The 16055-nt window shown below is 62.2% G+C and carries 16 protein-coding genes and 1 pseudogene; 14 read left to right on the top strand and 3 right to left on the bottom strand.

Annotated features, from left to right (window positions below; translation table 11 throughout):
• Positions 1-82: 82 nt before the first annotated feature.
• A complete protein-coding gene (locus IVA80_RS01580) occupies positions 83-343 on the top strand; it encodes a hypothetical protein (protein ID WP_247424925.1) in 261 nt (86 codons plus the stop codon).
• Positions 344-452: 109 nt separating this feature from the next.
• Entirely contained in the window at positions 453-1661 is a 1209-nt protein-coding gene (locus IVA80_RS01575) for a c-type cytochrome (protein WP_247425469.1), read from the top strand.
• Positions 1662-1699: 38 nt separating this feature from the next.
• Here the strand turns inward: IVA80_RS01575 and IVA80_RS01570 are convergent, their stop codons facing one another.
• Positions 1700-3670: a 4Fe-4S binding protein gene (locus tag IVA80_RS01570; protein WP_247424922.1), complete on the bottom strand. Its 1971-nt coding sequence runs from the start codon at positions 3668-3670 to the stop codon at positions 1700-1702.
• 178 nt (positions 3671-3848) lie between these two features.
• On the opposite strand from IVA80_RS01570, the gene IVA80_RS01565 reads away from it, so the two are divergent.
• The 10 genes from IVA80_RS01565 to IVA80_RS01520 all read left to right on the top strand — a co-directional run bounded on the left by IVA80_RS01565 (position 3849) and on the right by IVA80_RS01520 (position 13019).
• Positions 3849-4574 carry a biotin/lipoate--protein ligase family protein gene (locus IVA80_RS01565; RefSeq protein WP_247424906.1) on the top strand — a complete coding sequence of 242 codons (726 nt, stop codon included), beginning with the start codon at positions 3849-3851 and terminating at the stop codon, positions 4572-4574.
• Between the two features lie 8 nt (positions 4575-4582).
• On the top strand, positions 4583-5125 hold the full coding sequence (locus IVA80_RS01560; protein ID WP_247424903.1) for a DUF6505 family protein: 543 nt from the start codon (positions 4583-4585) through the stop codon (positions 5123-5125).
• Positions 5122-6129 (top strand): DUF6352 family protein, encoded by a 1008-nt coding sequence (locus IVA80_RS01555; protein ID WP_247424899.1) that lies wholly within the window; start codon positions 5122-5124, stop codon positions 6127-6129. Before IVA80_RS01560 ends, IVA80_RS01555 begins: the two co-directional genes overlap by 4 nt.
• Complete coding sequence (locus IVA80_RS01550; RefSeq protein ID WP_247424896.1) at positions 6126-6641, top strand: DUF3305 domain-containing protein; 516 nt, start codon at positions 6126-6128, stop codon at positions 6639-6641. Before IVA80_RS01555 ends, IVA80_RS01550 begins: the two co-directional genes overlap by 4 nt.
• Positions 6638-7255: a DUF3306 domain-containing protein gene (locus IVA80_RS01545; RefSeq protein ID WP_247424893.1), complete on the top strand. Its 618-nt coding sequence runs from the start codon at positions 6638-6640 to the stop codon at positions 7253-7255. Before IVA80_RS01550 ends, IVA80_RS01545 begins: the two co-directional genes overlap by 4 nt.
• A gap of 133 nt (positions 7256-7388) precedes the next feature.
• The gene (locus tag IVA80_RS01540) at positions 7389-8168 is read left to right on the top strand and encodes a molecular chaperone TorD family protein (protein WP_247424890.1); all 780 of its coding nucleotides are present in this window, start codon (positions 7389-7391) and stop codon (positions 8166-8168) included.
• A 30-nt stretch (positions 8169-8198) separates the two neighbouring features.
• Positions 8199-8408, top strand: coding sequence for a twin-arginine translocation signal domain-containing protein (locus IVA80_RS01535; RefSeq protein ID WP_247424888.1), 210 nt, complete (start codon positions 8199-8201; stop codon positions 8406-8408).
• A 12-nt stretch (positions 8409-8420) separates the two neighbouring features.
• Positions 8421-11369 (top strand): formate dehydrogenase subunit alpha, encoded by a 2949-nt coding sequence (locus IVA80_RS01530; protein WP_247424885.1) that lies wholly within the window; start codon positions 8421-8423, stop codon positions 11367-11369.
• A gap of 11 nt (positions 11370-11380) precedes the next feature.
• Positions 11381-11977 carry a formate dehydrogenase FDH3 subunit beta gene (gene fdh3B, locus IVA80_RS01525; RefSeq protein ID WP_247424883.1) on the top strand — a complete coding sequence of 199 codons (597 nt, stop codon included), beginning with the start codon at positions 11381-11383 and terminating at the stop codon, positions 11975-11977.
• 40 nt (positions 11978-12017) lie between these two features.
• On the top strand, positions 12018-13019 hold the full coding sequence (locus IVA80_RS01520; protein WP_247425467.1) for a formate dehydrogenase subunit gamma: 1002 nt from the start codon (positions 12018-12020) through the stop codon (positions 13017-13019).
• A gap of 35 nt (positions 13020-13054) precedes the next feature.
• On the opposite strand, the gene IVA80_RS01515 is transcribed toward IVA80_RS01520, so the two are convergent.
• Together IVA80_RS01515 and IVA80_RS38170 are read right to left on the bottom strand one after the other, a co-directional pair.
• Positions 13055-13258 carry a hypothetical protein gene (locus IVA80_RS01515; RefSeq protein WP_247424880.1) on the bottom strand — a complete coding sequence of 68 codons (204 nt, stop codon included), beginning with the start codon at positions 13256-13258 and terminating at the stop codon, positions 13055-13057.
• Between the two features lie 769 nt (positions 13259-14027).
• Positions 14028-14333, bottom strand: coding sequence for an SDR family NAD(P)-dependent oxidoreductase (locus IVA80_RS38170; protein ID WP_253075728.1), 306 nt, complete (start codon positions 14331-14333; stop codon positions 14028-14030).
• On the opposite strand from IVA80_RS38170, the pseudogene IVA80_RS01505 reads away from it, so the two are divergent.
• Together IVA80_RS01505 and pyk are read left to right on the top strand one after the other, a co-directional pair.
• Positions 14329-14604: pseudogene (locus IVA80_RS01505) on the top strand (MOFRL family protein); the annotation flags it as partial. The gene IVA80_RS38170 and the pseudogene IVA80_RS01505 sit on opposite strands and share 5 nt — an antisense overlap.
• Positions 14605-14606: 2 nt before the next feature.
• Positions 14607-16022, top strand: coding sequence for a pyruvate kinase (pyk, locus tag IVA80_RS01500; RefSeq protein WP_247424878.1), 1416 nt, complete (start codon positions 14607-14609; stop codon positions 16020-16022).
• Positions 16023-16055 lie beyond the last annotated feature (33 nt).

The raw sequence follows: 16055 nt of genomic DNA, 5'->3' as shown, positions 1-16055 counted from the left end.
TGGTCGAACTGGTGCAGTGCACATCGAGGAACCGATATCGATCCTCCCTCGTTGAAGAGCGTCACCAAATGAGGGATATCGCGTGAAGGCACTGACAGCCATCTTATGTTTGGCAGCGCTGGCGACCTTCGATAGCGCGCTCGCCCAGTCCGGGCAGACCGGGGCGCCTGCAGCGCAGACCCGCCCGGAGGAGAAGGGCCAACTGCAGCCACAGGGCTGGACGGGTCCGATCAATACGGGTTCCGGCGGGGCGCCCGCTGAAAGTCCGCAAGGTCAAAGCCCGCCAGCGATGCAGGCTGCGCCCGAGGGCTCGTCCAAGAAGGTCGTGTCGCCGGAGAAGTAGACATGGCGCCGCACATGACCATGGCGGGAAAAGATTGACGGGCTGGGCTTCATGCGTCCCTGCCGTGGCAGCCCTGCTGACTCTTGTTGCTGTGTCCTCGCACGCCCAGATGGCAGGTCACGGCGGCCCTGTCCGGGCGCTCGCCGTTTCGCCTGACGGTGACAGTCTGTTGTCGGGCAGCTTCGACACGGCCGCCATCCGCTGGTCGCTGAAGAACGACGCCGCGAACGAGGTGCTGCGGTATCATGCTGATGCCATCAACGCAGTCGCGTTCCTGAAGGACGGGCGCATGATCACCGCAGGTGCTGACGCCCGGATCGCAGTGTGGACGGCAGGCCGGCAGCAGCCTGATCGGATCCTGGAGGGGCATACCGGTCCCGTCGTGGCAATTGCCGTGTCGCCTGATGGGTCGAAAGTCGCCTCGGCCTCGTGGGACCACACCATGCGGCTCTGGTCCCTGGCTGACGGCGCGTCCCGCGCCTTCGAAGGTCACACGCAGAATGTGAATGGCGTCGCCTTCGCTCCGGACGGGATGTCGCTCGTGAGCGTCGGCTATGATCTTGCGTTGCGCATCTGGCGCTTGCCGGATGGCCAGCCTGAAACGGTGGCGCTGCCCGCGCCACCGAACGCCGTCGCTATCGCGCCCGATGGCGAGATCCTCGCGGGAGGGGCGGACGGCATGCTGCGCATGTTGACGCCGGACGGCAAGCCGGCGGGCGAAGTGGCCGCAGGCTCGGCACCGATTGTCGCCTTGGCGCTTTCCGATGATGGGGCATTGATCGCCGCCGCAGCCATCGGCGGCACCGTCGGCATCGTAGAGCGCAAGTCCCGGGGCGTGTTGCGGACGCTCGTGGGGCTCCCGGTCTGGTCGGTCGCCTTCCTGCATGATGCAGCGACGCTCGTGACCGGAGGTGCGGACGGAAAGATCCGGCGCTGGAACGTGCAGAGCGGTGAGCCGGCCGGCTCGAACCTGTTCGAGACATCTGCGGATCCGCTGGCCGTCTATGCGGGCGACCACGGCGCCGAGGTCTTTCGCGCCTGCGTGGCCTGTCACACGCTGTCGGCGAAGGAGGCGCAACGCGCAGGGCCAACGCTGTCCGGATTGTTCGGCCGGAAGATCGCCTCGCTCCCTGACTATCGGTTTTCCGAGGCCCTCAAGAAGATGGATATCGTTTGGACCCCGGAGACGGTCGCAAAGCTGTTTGAAGTGGGGCCGAACGCCTACACGCCGGGAACGAAGATGCCGGATCAGCGCATCGGTTCGGCCGATGACCGCCGCGCATTGACGGACTTCTTGGTCCGGACCACCTCGCAATAGGCGAGGACCGCAACGTTTGTCGAGCAAAAGTTCACGCCTCAGCTCTTGCTCTCCGGCGGGTGCAAGTAATCCTCGGTGGTTCGGGGCGGCGCGCGTTCCGGCACGCCCTCGAAGGGATCGAACTGCTGTTCGCTCATCACGATCACGCGGCAATCCGCGCACATCCTGATGGAGTCGAGACGCTTGTCGCCGGCCGGATACATCCAATGCCGGCCCTCGAGCTTCGCTGCGATCCGATCAATCGTGCTCTTCACGCCGAACGCCGTGCCGCAGCGGATGCAAAGCGCAGGTTCTTCCTCCTTGATCACAATCGCCGGCGCGCGGCCGGCGCGGAAATCGATCTGGGGCTTGAGCGTGATGACCTTCTCGGGACAGGTGCTCTGGCAGAGGCCGCATTGCACGCAGGCATCTTCGACGAATTTGAGCACCGGACGCTCGGGATCGTCGCGAAGCGCGCCGGTGGGGCAGGCAGAAACGCAGGAGAGACACAGCGTACATCCGTCCGTATTGACGTTCACCGCGCCGATCGGCGCGCCGCCTGGTAGCGCAATGACATCGACTGGCTTCGGCGCGAGGCGATGCAGTTCGCTCAAGGCAAAGCGAAGCAGGTCGCGCCGCTTGCCGACAGTCTTGAAGGTTGCAGGCGTCTTCACCGCAGCAAATTGCCCGATGCCCTTCAGCTGTTCCAGCAGTGCCTCGGGATCATCCGTTTCGATCGCCGCAACCCGGCGCCCTTCAAATCCGAGGCCCGCAAGGATGGTCTCCGCCATGCTGACCGTCTGCGTGAGGCCAGTTACGTCATGCCGCGGCTTGGCACGGAGCAAAAACCGAAACGCCGATGCTCCATAGGCAAAGGCGCCGATGATGGCCTCCAGCCCGACTTGCGTCACCTCGTTGACGGCAAGAGGGATGACTTGCGCAGGGAGACCATCGCCGTGACGGGCGAGCGCGTCGATCAGCGGTGTGCCATGCAGGCCCTCGTGCAACAAAAGAACCGGATTCGATCCGCCGGCTTGGTCGTAAGCGAGCAGCATCGCGCGGATGATCTGGAGCTGGGTGTCCGCGGGCGGCAACGCGTAGGACGCCGCTCCTGTCGGACAGGAGGCTGCGCATTGGCCGCATCCGGCGCAAATCTCTGCATTGATGGCGACATGATTGCCGGCTTGCGTGATCGCATTCGTGGGACATAGATCGAGACAGCGATGGCAGCCGGTCAGATTCGAGCGCGAATGGGCGCAAAGGTCCGGCGTGAACTCGATATATCTGGGCTTATCGAAACGTCCGACGAGATCGCGCGCGCTCAGCACCGTGCGCAGCACGGCGCCCGGGTCCTTGGGATCAGCTCGCAGATAGCCATCGCGCAGATCATGCGCCGGGAACAGGGGCCTTTCTCCCGATAGGTCAAGGACGATGTCGCAGCGCGAGGTGGCACCCCTGCGTGGATTTTCAAAAATGTAGTGATGCCGCGAGGACGGGCGCGGGCGGGCGTAGTCGTCGATCGTGAGCTCGAAAGCGCCAAAATGTCCTCTGGCGTTACGGATCGTTCCCTTCACGACCGGAAAGGGAGTTGCCACAGGCGAGGCGATCTCGCCGGGTTCCCTCAGCATCACCGTCACATCGAGATGATCCGAAAGCAGCCGCCCGGCTTCGATCGCGGCCTCGTTCCGGCCATAGATCAGGATGACCCCGTCGCTCGCAAGCGTGACCAGCGGATAGTCGGGCACCTGCACGGCGCTCGCTGCGAGCAGTGCCGCTATTTTGGGGCTCGCTTGCGTGCCTTCGATCGACCAGCCCGCCGTCTCGCGAATGTTTGCGAAAGCGATCGCCGCGGCATCCTCGCCGGCTTCCTCCGTAAACAGGGATTGCTGAAACGTGCAGGCAACGGTCAGACGGCCCTCCGCCTTTGCGGCCCCTCGAAAGTGGTCGAGCTCGGCCCCGCACAGATGGCGAAAACTCTTGATGTCGCAGTTGCCGCATCCGCGCTGGATCGCGGCCACATCAAGCCGCATCGTGTCTTCACACGAGCAAATCAGGATGGTCTTCGCTGGCTGCTCCAGGTTCATCCTCCCCGGGAAGGCGGCGGAAGACGGACTCGCGCCGATCCTCCGCCTCGTATAGATATTCCCAATCGGGAAGAAAAGGAAATGGGAGGACGACCTGCGGTCGATCCCAACGAGCCACGTTTCCATGGCGGAACCGATCCAATTGCCGCCACCCTTCACCCTGGTCCGGTTGCGCGAGAGCGGGGACGCGCTTGCTCATGCATGCCGCATTGCACCCGAAAGCGGCGCTGGCACGCTGGTCTATGTCGGACGGTTCGACCTCGCCGAGTTCGCGGTGGTGCTGGAGCCGGCTGAGCCACTGACGACTGCGCGACGCGCTTTCTACGCCTGCATGGTTGCCCTCACAGACGCCCTGCGCGCCTATGCGCCACCGACCAAGGAGGTTGCGATCGATTGGCCGGATGCCGTGAGGATCGACGGAGGACTGGTTGGCGGGGGACGGATGGGCTGGCCTCTGTCCGCGGACGAGGATGAGCCGCCGGCCTGGCTCGTGTTCGGAGCCATGATCCGGACCGTGGCAATGGCCGATCACGATTCCGGTGTTTATCCGCTCGCCTCCGCCCTGGATCAGGAGGGGTTTGGCGAGGCCGGAGCGGTGCAGGTGACCGAGAGCTTTGCGCGGCACCTGATGCGCGCGATCGACAGTTGGCAGGTGGATGGATTTGACAGTGTCGCGCGCGAATATCTCAGCCGCATCCCTCGCGAGCGGCAAACGCTTCGACGCATCGATGATTGCGGCGATCTGCTCACGCGCCGCACCGGTAGTGATACGACCGAGCGGGCAGACCTCGTCAAGGCCCTGGCCTGGCCCTCCTGGCTCGATCCGATTCTTGGAGGGCGGAAGCAGTGAAAAAGTCCGTGAAACTTCTGCGCACCATCGCACTGGATGCGTCCGACACCTTCGTATTCGACGTGCCGGCGGAAGCAGGTGAATGGGCCGTCTCCGGCACTTTTCGCTTCTGCGATCACGATCCGGCGAAGCTGAGCGGAAAGGCGCGCGCCGCCTTCCGCAGCGGCTTTCTCGGCGTGCAGTCCTGGGGATGGTCGACGCTGGCCCAGATTGTTCCGGCGACGGAGAACGATTGCCGTGCGCTGATCGAGCTCCTCGCCGCGCAACTCCTTGATCGCTTCGGCGCGCCGGACATCGCAGTTGCGAGGACCGCCGCGGAAGAGGAGGTGGCTTTTGCGCAGTCGCTCTGCACGCACCCGATCAGCTCTTTGATTGCGGTGCAGCGTATGGCAAGCGGTGGCGAGATCCGCGAATCCTTCCGCAGACTGCAATTGCGGGAACGGCAGGAGGGGCACGGCAGGGCGTTCTCGTTCATGGAAATGGAGGATGACCTGGAACCTGACGGTGACCTCAACCTCGCGGATTTAGGTCGGGAGCCGCGCCTGAGATGAAAGATTTCTGGATCGCCTGCGGCCATCATCTGCTCGATCGCGATGCGAGCGGCGGTCTCTGCGTCACCGACGAATTCCTCAAAGCCTATTTTGCCCGTTCCGAGCTGACGCCGCCAGACGAGGCGTGCCCGGTCGAGCGAAAACTGCACCGCGAGATGTTCGCCAACCCGCGCCAGCCGGTCGGTGCGGACGAGGTCGCCGCGATCGTCGATCAGGATGCCAGGGAGAACTGGCGCTTCGTACTGGGGTTTCGCGATCTCATTTTGCGCCATCCGACGCTCGAAGCTGCGTATCTCGCGGCCGTTCGCTCGCGGTCAAACGATCTGCCGCCGCTGTTCGTCAATCAGCTCGTGCACGTGATCCTGCGCAACGCCCTTGATGGCGGCGACGATCCGTTCGTGCTGCGCGCCGCCGAGCTATTCTTCCGGCCGCAGCGGGTTCTGCCGCATGAACATGCCTTGCTGGTTGGCGATGAGGAGGTCGTCGGCGGTCGCAGCCCGACACCTATTTTGTCGCTGATCTCGATGCTGGGCACCAAGACGGACGTCCAGCTCGATGTGCTGGATGAGGAAAACGCCGAGAGTTATTGGAACCGCAGCGAGCGGTTCGATATGGCTCTCGATCTCACAGCGGGCGGGCGAGGTTCGCGTGCGCTGGCGCAGGTGATGACACGCTGGGTTTCCCATCTGCTCGGGATCGATGTTGTCATCGAGCCCCTGACGGAACTACGCGAGGTCAGGCTCACCTGGTATATTGGGTTGGACGCCGAAGCCACCAAAATGGGCGATCGGCTTTGGCACGGCGACGAGCTCGACGAGCGCAGCGCTGGGCGGGTGCTTTCTCTGTTTCGCCTGACCTTTACGGATCTGGGCTTGGCCATGGAGACCTTGCAGGGCGAGCCGGTCTATCTGATCCTGGCGATGACGGCCGATCAGAAGCTCCTTATGAAACCGCAGAATTTGTTGACAGGACTCCCGATCAAGCGCTTGGAGGTCAACTCATGAGCTCCGTGATGCAGCCACTCCTGCGCATCCCCATCGGCGTCGTCGTCGAACGGCGCAAGGCAGATTCGCCCTGGGTGGATTTCATCTGGCGCTCTACTGCCGTGCTGCCTGACGAGCCGGAGGCAAAGCCGTGGACAATTCTACACGAGCGTGACGGCTCGACACTTTTCTACGCCGGCAGCGCAACGATTGATCTGTACGCGTCTGAAACCGCGCGTTACCGCGACAATCTCGCCTCCGGCATGCCGAGCGTCTGGGTGGTCCTGAGCCCTTCCGAGGGGGCTTGGCCCTATGCGGCCGCCGCTGTGACGGCCGATCCTGCGGAAGGAGAGGGATTTACCGAGGCGGCGGACAATCTGGTCGAAGCCGTGCCGATGCCCGAGGCGGTGCGCGAGGCGATTGAAAGGTTCATCGCCGAATACCATGTCGAGAGGGAGTTCGTAAAACGCAAGCGACGACGCGCCGATCCCGAGGCCTTGGCGCGTCGGCCGCATGAAGGTGGGGATGAATGACTGAGGAAGAATTCCTCGCACGCTGGTCGCGCCGCAAGCGCGAGGCAAAGTCGAGCGCTCCGGCTTCGGAAAAGGCAAAGCCTGCCAGCGAGGCCGCTGTGCCATCCCCGGCGGCTGAGGCCGATCCCGAAGGCGACCTTTCGAGGCTTCCGTCCATCGATTCAATCACGGCCATCACGGACATCACCGCATTCCTGCGCGAAGGTATTCCGCAGGAATTGACCCGCGCGGCGCTTCGTCGCGCCTGGACGGCCGATCCGGCGATCCGCGATTTCGTGGGCCTCGCGGAGAACGCCTGGGACTTCAACGATCCGAAGGCCATGCCCGGGTTTGGGCCGTTGGATTGCTCGCAGGCTGAGCTGGCCACTTTGGTCGACCGCATTATCGGCGGCGTGCGTAGCGCCACAGAAGTGCTGGCTGACACGCCAACGCAGTTGCAACAGTCCTCGGATACGCTACCAGATCCGGACGTTGCGCACGCTGCCGTGCTTACAGAGAAACCCGATCAAGCGGTCGTCACGGAGATCGCGGCCACCGCCGCATCGCAACCAACCACAGATGTCAAAGCAGCTCCTGCTCGGCGCCGCACACATGGCGGTGCGTTGCCTGGCTAGTCTTTCGACCAAAGGCTATAGCCACAAGCTATGTGTCGGTCATTGACCGTCTGCGGAACCGGGTCTACGCTCCCTAGTGCTTTGTTAGCAAAGCGACAAATCAGTCACTGGGGTCTCAGCAACGGAGGTCCATGTGCGTGATGCCGGGCTTGATCGCGCCATTGACGCCGCAGGCGGCGCGGCCCAACTCGCGCGCAAAATCGGTATCAGCCAGCCCTCGATTTCAAACTGGAGCAAGATACCTGCGCAGCGGGTGATTGCGGTCGAAGCGGCAACGGGTGTTCCCCGCAAAGAGCTGCGGCCTGATCTCTATAGCGAGCCGATGGGACCGCGAGACGGCGTTGATCCAGTCGATGTCGCGCGAGCGCAGGAATACGCTCTTCTCGCTGCCTTGTTGGCCGCTGCCCCTTCCAAGAAGTTGCTCGATCGGCTTGCAGGCTTGAGCGGAGATGAGACGCCGCTCGGTCAGGCTCACGCCGCCTTGGCGGAAGTCGCCATGCGCGCGGCCGCAGGTCAAGGCGACCGCGAATATTTTGATCTGTTCGTCGGTCTCGGCCGCGGTGAGTTGCTGCCCTACGCCTCCTACTATTTGACCGGGTTCCTCAACGAACGGCCGCTGTCACGCTTGCGGGCCGATCTCGCAGCGCTCGGCATCGAGCGCGCCGCGAACAGTTCTGAACCTGAGGATCATGCCGCCATCCTCTGCGAGATCATGGCGGGAATGGCTGACGGCCGCTTGGAAGCGTCGTTCGATGCGCAGCGCGCCTTCTTCGAAAAACACGTATCGTTATGGATGGGACGTCTGTTTGCCGACATGGAGCAAGCGGCAAACGCAAAATTCTATCGTGCGGTTGGCACGCTCGGCCGCCTGTTTATCGAAATCGAGACCCAAGGATTCGCCTTTGCCAATTGACCACCCGCACGTTGGTCCGGGAGAGATGATATGAGCGATGAAAAGAAAGCGACCGTCGGGCGCCGCGACTTCCTCCGTAAGGTCGGCATCGGCACGGTCGGTGCAGGCGCCACGTTGGCGACGCCACTCGTCGGCCCCGGGCGAGCCGACAGCGAGAACAACGATGAAAAGCGCAAGGCGCGCTACAAGGAAACCGATCACGTAAAGGCCTACTATCGAGTCAATCGCTATCCGACCTGAGGGAGGCTGCCCGTGCTTATCAGGCGAACACAGCAACAATCCGGATCCGACCGCCGCGGCTCGATCGCGGACTCTCTCGCAAGCCAAACCAGCGGCCTTGATCGGCGCACTTTCCTGCGCCGATCCGGTCTGGCGGGTGGCGCGCTCGCAGCGCTCGGCGCCATGCCCATTTCCGGCGTGCGTAAGGCGGAAGCCGCTGCGGCGGGTCCGCTGACCGCTGGCGCCACCGTCAAGAAAAGCATCTGTACGCATTGTGCGGTCGGATGCACCGTGACCGCGGAAGTGTTGAACGGAGTTTGGATCGGCCAGGAGCCGAGCTGGGAATCTCCCATCAATCGCGGATCGCATTGCGCGAAGGGCGCTTCCGTGCGCGAGCTGGTGCACAGCGAACGGCGTTTGCGCTATCCGATGAAGCTCGTGAACGGCCAATGGGCGCGCGTCTCCTGGGAGACTGCGATTAATGAAATTGGCGACAAGATGGCCGAAATTCGTGAGAAGTCAGGTCCCGACTCGGTTTATTGGCTCGGATCGGCCAAGATGACCAACGAAGGCGCCTATCTGTTCCGCAAGCTCGGCGCGTTCTGGGGAACCAATAATACCGATCATCAGGCGCGCATCTGTCATTCCACCACCGTCACCGGCGTGGCCAACACCTGGGGCTACGGCGCGATGACGAACAGCTACAATGATATTCGCAATGCCAAGACCCAGGTCGTGCTGGGCGGCAATCCCGCGGAAGCGCATCCGGTGTCGCTGCAGCATCTGCTGGAGGGCAAGGAGCTGCAACACGCCAACTTTGTCGTTATCGACCCGCGCATGACGCGGACCGCCGCGCATGCGACGGAGTATGTGCGCATGCGGCCGGGCACCGATATCCCGGTGCTCTACGGAATGATGTGGCACATCCTGAAGAACGGCTGGGAGGACAAGGAATTCATCCAGCAGCGGGTCTACGGCTTCGACGATCTTCGCAAGGAGGTGGAGAAGTGGACTCCGGAAGAAGTCGAGCGCGTCAGCGGCGTTCCCGGCGAGCAGCTCAAGCGCGTCGCCAAGATGTTCGCAACGGAAAAGCCCGCAACCCTGATCTGGGCCATGGGCCAGACCCAGAAGACGGTTGGTACCGCGAATGTACGCGCTAGTTGCATTGCATTGTTGATGACAGGCAACGTCGGCAAGGCTGGCACGGGTGCTAACATCTTCCGTGGCCATGACAACGTGCAGGGCGCGACCGACGTTGGGCTCGATATCGTGACGTTGCCGTTCTACTACGGACTTGCTGAGGGTGCGTGGAAGCACTGGTCGCGGGTTTGGGAGGTCGACTATGAATTTTTGAAGTCGCGCTTTGATTCCAAACAGATCATGGAAACTCCGGGTATTCCGCTCACCCGCTGGTTCGAAGCGGTGACGCTGCCGAAAGATCAGGTCGCGCAGAAAGATAATGTCCGGGCAGTGTTCGTCCAGGGACACGCTAGCAACAGTATCACCCGCATTCCTGAATCGCTCAAAGGCCTCAAGGCGCTGGAACTGCTCGTCATCGCCGACCCGCATCCGACCACCTGGGCATCGCTCGCGATCGAGGCCGGACGCAAGGATGGCATCTACATCCTTCCTGTGGCCACGCAATTCGAATGCAAGGGGTCGCGCGTCGCCTCGAACCGCTCGCTGCAATGGGGCGAGCAGATCGTGAAGCCGATCTTCGAATCGAAGGACGATCTCGAGGTCATCTATTTGATGGCGAAGAGGCTCGGCTTCGCCGACCAGATGTTCAAGAACATCAAGCTTGAGAACAATCTGCCTGACGCAGAAGATGTGCTTCGCGAGATGAACCGCGGCAGCTGGTCGACCGGCTATTGTGGGCAATCGCCCGAGCGGCTTAAGGCGCACATGAAGAACCAGGCAAAGTTCGACATGCTGACGATGCGGGCGCCCAAGGACGATCCCGAGGTCGGTGGCGATTACTACGGCCTGCCGTGGCCGTGCTGGGGCTCGCCGGAAGTCAGGCATCCCGGCACGCCGCTGCTTTACAATACCAATCTGCACGTGATGGACGGCGGCGGCACGTTCCGGCCGCGTTTCGGCGTCGAGCGCGAGGAAAAGCTACCGGACGGGACCACGCGCAAGGTCAGCCTGCTGGCAGACAAATCCTATTCCAAGGATTCCGAGATCCAGGACGGCTATCCCGAATTCACGCTGGCGAGCCTGAAGAAGCTCGGTTGGGACACGGATCTCACCGAAGCCGAAATGGCGACCATTCAGAAGGTCAATCCGGCCAATCCGGACGCTGTATCCTGGGCGCTCGACCTCTCCGGCGGCATCCAACGGGTGGCGCTGAAACATGGCTGCGTGCCTTACGGCAATGGCAAGGCACGCATGAACGCCTTCGGCCTGCCGGATCCGATACCGGTCCATCGCGAGCCGATCTACACGCCGCGCGTCGACCTGGTGGAGAAATATCCGACCTTGCCCGATGCCAAGCAGTTCCGCATGCCCAATATCGGTTTCTCCGTGCAGAAGGCTGCCGTGGAGAAGGGAATTGCGAAACAGTTTCCCCTCATCCTCTCCTCGGGGCGTCTGGTCGAGTATGAGGGCGGCGGCGAGGAGACGCGTACCAATCCGTGGCTTGCCGAGTTGCAGCAGGACATGTTCATCGAGATCAATCCTGCTGATGCCTCTGATCGCGGCGTCAAGGACGGCGGCTGGGTCTGGGTCACGGGCGCCGAGAACAATTCGAGGGCCCGGATGAAGGCGCTTGTCACCGAACGCATCGGCAAGGGCGTTGCTTGGATGCCGTTTCACTTCGGCGGCTGGCTGGGAGGCAAGGATCTTCGCGGCGCCTACCCGAAGGGTACCGACCCGATCGTCCTCGGCGAAAGCGCGAACACCATCACCACCTACGGATATGATCCCGCGACGGGCATGCAGGAGCCCAAGGTCACTCTTTGCCAGATCGCGGCGGCATAGGAGCAGCGACGATGGCACGTATGAAATTCCTCTGCGACGCCGACCGTTGTATCGAGTGCAATGCCTGCGTCACCGCCTGCAAGAACGAGCACGAGGTGCCCTGGGGCATCAACCGGCGCCGGGTCGTCACCATTAACGACGGCAAGCCCGGCGAGCGCTCGGTCACGATGGCCTGCATGCATTGCACGGATGCGCCCTGTGCGGCCGTGTGTCCGGTGAACTGCTTCTACACCACAGCCGATGGCGTGGTGCTTCACTCCAAGGATCTCTGCATCGGCTGCGGCTATTGCTTCTACGCCTGCCCGTTCGGAGCGCCCCAATACCCCAAGGTCGGAAACTTCGGCTCGCGCGGCAAGATGGACAAATGCACCTACTGCGCCGGCGGCCCCGAGGCCGACGGCAGCCAGGAGGAATACGAGAAGTACGGAGCGAACCGTTTGGCGGAGGGCAAGCTGCCGCTGTGTGCTGAAATGTGCTCGACCAAGTCGTTGCTCGCAGGCGACGGTGAGATCATTGCCAAGATCTACAGGGAACGCGTGATGACGCGTGGTTATGGCTCCGGCGCGTGGGGCTGGAAGACCGCATATCGCGAAACCATCGAGTCCTGACGCAGGTAGCAGTCAAGGGCGCGGTACCGAGGAGGCGCAGATGGCGTCATTTGGAAGGGTTTTCCGCCTGGCGTTTGGCGCATGCGCGCTGCTTCTAGTGATCATGGCGGCTCCGGCGAGTGCGCAACAGGTCAACCCGACCGCAAGCTCGGTTAAGGAGCAACAACTGCTGCAGGAGCTCGACCGGATCCAGGGCCGTGTCAGCATTCCGGATCAGCGGTCGGGCGTGCTCGAGCAGCCGCAGGGACGCGAATGGCGGGAGTTTCGCAATGTCACGCTGCGCTGGATCGGCGGCGTCGCAATCATCGGCATGCTGGCCGTGCTCGTGATCTTCTATCTCACCCGCGGCATGGTGCGCCTGGACAGCGGGCGATCAGGACGCACCATCGTGCGCTTCACGCTAGTTGAGCGCTTCGTTCATTGGATGACGGCCATCTGCTTCATCATCCTCGCTATCTCGGGACTGAACATTACCTTCGGGCGGCCGCTGCTGTTGCCGCTGGTCGGCCTTGAAGCTTTCTCCGAGTGGTCGCAATGGGCGAAGTACGCCCACAATTATCTGAGCTTTCCGTTCACTGTCGGCGTCGTCCTGATCTTCCTGATGTGGATCGCCGGAAATATCCCGAATAAGGTGGATGTTGAATGGATCAAGCGGGGAGGGGGCATTGTCGGCCATGATCATCCCCCGGCCCAGCGCTTCAATGCCGGCCAGAAAATGATTTATTGGATCGTCGTGATCGGGGGCGGCCTGGTTGCTGCGACCGGATACGAGCTGATGTTCCCGTTCTATGTGACGGGCATCGAAGGCATGCAGATCGCGCAGATCGTCCACTCCGTCGTGGCGGTATTGTTCGTGGCCGCAATGATCGCGCACGTCTACATCGGCACGATTGGGATGGAAGGGGCTTTCGAGGCCATGGGCTCAGGTGACGTTGACCTTAATTGGGCACGAGAACACCACAGCCTCTGGCTCGACGAGCAGAGGGCGCGAACCGGACCGAACGACAAGGAGCCGCAACCCGCAACGGCAGCAGCCGAGTAAACAGAAACGGCCGAAAGAAGCCGGCCCGATCTGCTCTATCGCGTTCGCTCTTTGGCAAACATCACGGAGCGGTCCTCGATCTCCTGGTCGGGCAGCGCGGCTGAGCGGTGCGCCTGTAGCTCTCGAATGGATGGCATGCCACTCTGCCCAAACGGGAAGAGTGCATGCGATTTGATTACGCCGGTCGCTGCGCCAATAACGGTAAGGGCCATCATCAGGGGAAACATCAGGCGTTTCATGCGACATCTCCGTCCGGAGTTGCATTCGCCACGATGGCGTAGGCCTTAATTCTCCCCAGCCGTATGAACCACCTCACATCTTGCGCGCTTTTTCTAGGTTCTGGCGCGTGAACGGTTGCGCTGAGCGAAGGCACCGGCGACTCTGGAACGACTGCAAAGCGGACCAACCTTGATTTGCCTGGATCTACCTCGTTGTACTTAGGTCAATCGACCCATGATGGATTGGAGCGAGAGATCAGGTTTTTCAACTGTTAGTGGGACGGGTGTACAAGACGTGTGAAGCGGGAGATCAAGAAAAATCTCATCACAGCTAACGAGGCAGGTCTCTTGAGCGGAGCCTCCGCAGGTCGGCGGACGGCCCCGTAGCTCCTGCGATGGACATAGGACTCTGGAGTCCGATCGCACTGCAAGCGGATGGAAGCTAGATCTCGCGGACGAGCACGTGCACTGACAATCCGGAAGTCCCCATCTTTGCTTCCGATCCTTACCGGCGGATTGCTTTTGAGCATCGCCGCGCACGGCATTGCTGCCGCCTTATGCGGTGTGCTGTCCCATGCCGAGCCGGTACGCATCATCGGGTTGAAGCGAGGGCAGGCGGCCCGCGCTTCCGGCGTGTAGACTTCCCAGCCCTCGGTTTCGATAGCGCCGGGCGTCAGGCAATTCACCCTAGTAATCAGTGGTGCCCATTCGACCGCAACGCTCCGCGACAATCCGATGACGCCGGCGCGCGCGGCGATAGTATGTGCGACGCCGTAGAGGCCATGCGTGGTCACGACCACGACGTTGACAATGCTGCCGGATGTTTGCTGTCGCGCCAGCGTTGCGCGGCGGCCTGCATCATGAACCAGGTGCCGTTCAGATTGGTGTTGATGACGGCATTCCAACCCTTCACCGAGAAGTCGATCGCGGGTTGCGGAAACTGCCCGCCGGCACTATTGACGAGGATATCGACGCGCCCGTATGCCGACCAGATCGCATCGAATAACCGACCTACCGTCTCTGGATCCTTGATGTCAGCAACGTGGGCCGATGCCGTGAGCCCGATTTTATCCAAAGCTGCAATGAGCTTCGCCATCAATATGGCCGGCGAGGCGGGCGTTTTCGCGCTTGCAGGCGACAGCGACGGTATCGACGGAACCGAAGATGCCGCCGGCGCGTTCGTCACGCCGGACACCCTCGCGCGGGCCCGCACGGCGAATCTTGATTTCCGGACCTTCCTTGCCGCGCACGACAGTTATAGTTTCCTTGCCGGGATCGGCGATTTGATTCGTACCGGTCCGACCGGCATCAACGTCAACGATATCAGAGCCGTTCTGATCACCAAAGGCGGCCGACAGGCCGAATAGCTATGCGCCGCAATCGTCGAGCCAAAATCGTTGCGACCGTCGGTCCGGCAAGCGGATCGCCCGAAATGCTGGAAGCGCTCTTCCTCGCCGGCGTCGACACATTTCGGCTGAACTTCAGCCACGGCACGCATGAGGATCATGCCAAAGTGCACGCGGCCATACGCGCGCTGGAGACGAGTGTAGGCCGGCCGATCGGTATCTTGCAGGATTTGCAGGGGCCGAAAATCCGGGTCGGAACCATCAAGGACGGAAAGATCGCTGTCGCCGCCGGTGAGAATGTGCGCTTTGTCTTGTCGGGATCCGATGGCGACAAGATGTCGATCCCGCTGCCCCACCCGGAGATATTCGACGCGGTTGCGCCGGGTGATGATCTGCTGATTGACGACGGCCGGGTCCGTGTTCGCGTAACCGGGCTGGCTGCCGATTCAATCGATGCGAAAATCATCTTTGGCGGCGTGATCTCGAACCGCAAGGGCGTGAACGTCCCCACCGCCGTCTTGAATCTATCTCCACTCACCGCGAAGGATCGAACCGATCTCGAATTCGGCCTGAAGCTGGGGGTCGATTGGGTGGCGCTTTCGTTTGTTCAGAAACCCGGAGATGTCATCGAAGCGCGCGGCATCATCGGCAATCGCGCCGGGATTATGACGAAGGTCGAAAAGCCCGCAGCACTCGAACACATCGATGACATCGTCCGGCTCTCCGACGCGGTCATGGTCGCCCGTGGCGATCTGGGCGTGGAGATTCCACATCAAGATGTGCCCGGTCGCCAGAAGGAGTTGATCAGGTCCTGCCGTCTGCTCGGAAAGCCGGTGATCGTCGCAACCCAGATGCTCGACTCGATGGTCGCGGCGCCCACTCCCACTCGCGCCGAAGCCTCAGATGTCGCCACCGCGATCTATGACGGCGCCGATGCCGTTATGCTGTCGGCGGAATCCGCGACCGGCCAGTACCCACGTGAGGCGGTTGCCATGATGAGCCGCATCATCGAGAGCACGGAGCGGCACAAGATGTATCGCTCCATCATCAATGCCTCCGAACCAGGTGAGGAAGAAACCGCTCCCCACGCCGTCGCTGCAGCGGCCGCTGATCTCGCCGCGGCTCTTCATGCGTCAGCCATTGTCGCGTTCACGTCCAGCGGGACGACGGCGGCCCGCATCGCCCGCAAACGACCGCAGGTCTCGCTCCTGGCCGTCACGCCGGATCAACGGGTGTCGCGGCAGCTTTGTCTTCTGTGGGGCGCGCACAGCGTTCTGTCCGCGGACGTCAATTCTTACGAGGAAATGGTCGATCGCGCGACAGCAACGGCGCTCGCCGAAGAGTTCGCGCAGCGGACCGACTCCATTGTGGTAGTAGCCGGCGTGCCGTTTGGCGAAGCGGGCACCACGAATAATCTTCGGGTGGTTCAGATTGGCTAGGATTATCGTGCTGTTTTTCTTCAGAACGAACCA

It is taken from the genome of Bradyrhizobium sp. 139 (genome assembly GCF_023074175.1).
In the GTDB taxonomy this organism is placed as follows: domain Bacteria; phylum Pseudomonadota; class Alphaproteobacteria; order Rhizobiales; family Xanthobacteraceae; genus Bradyrhizobium.
This window is presented reverse-complemented; position numbering and strand designations above follow the sequence as displayed.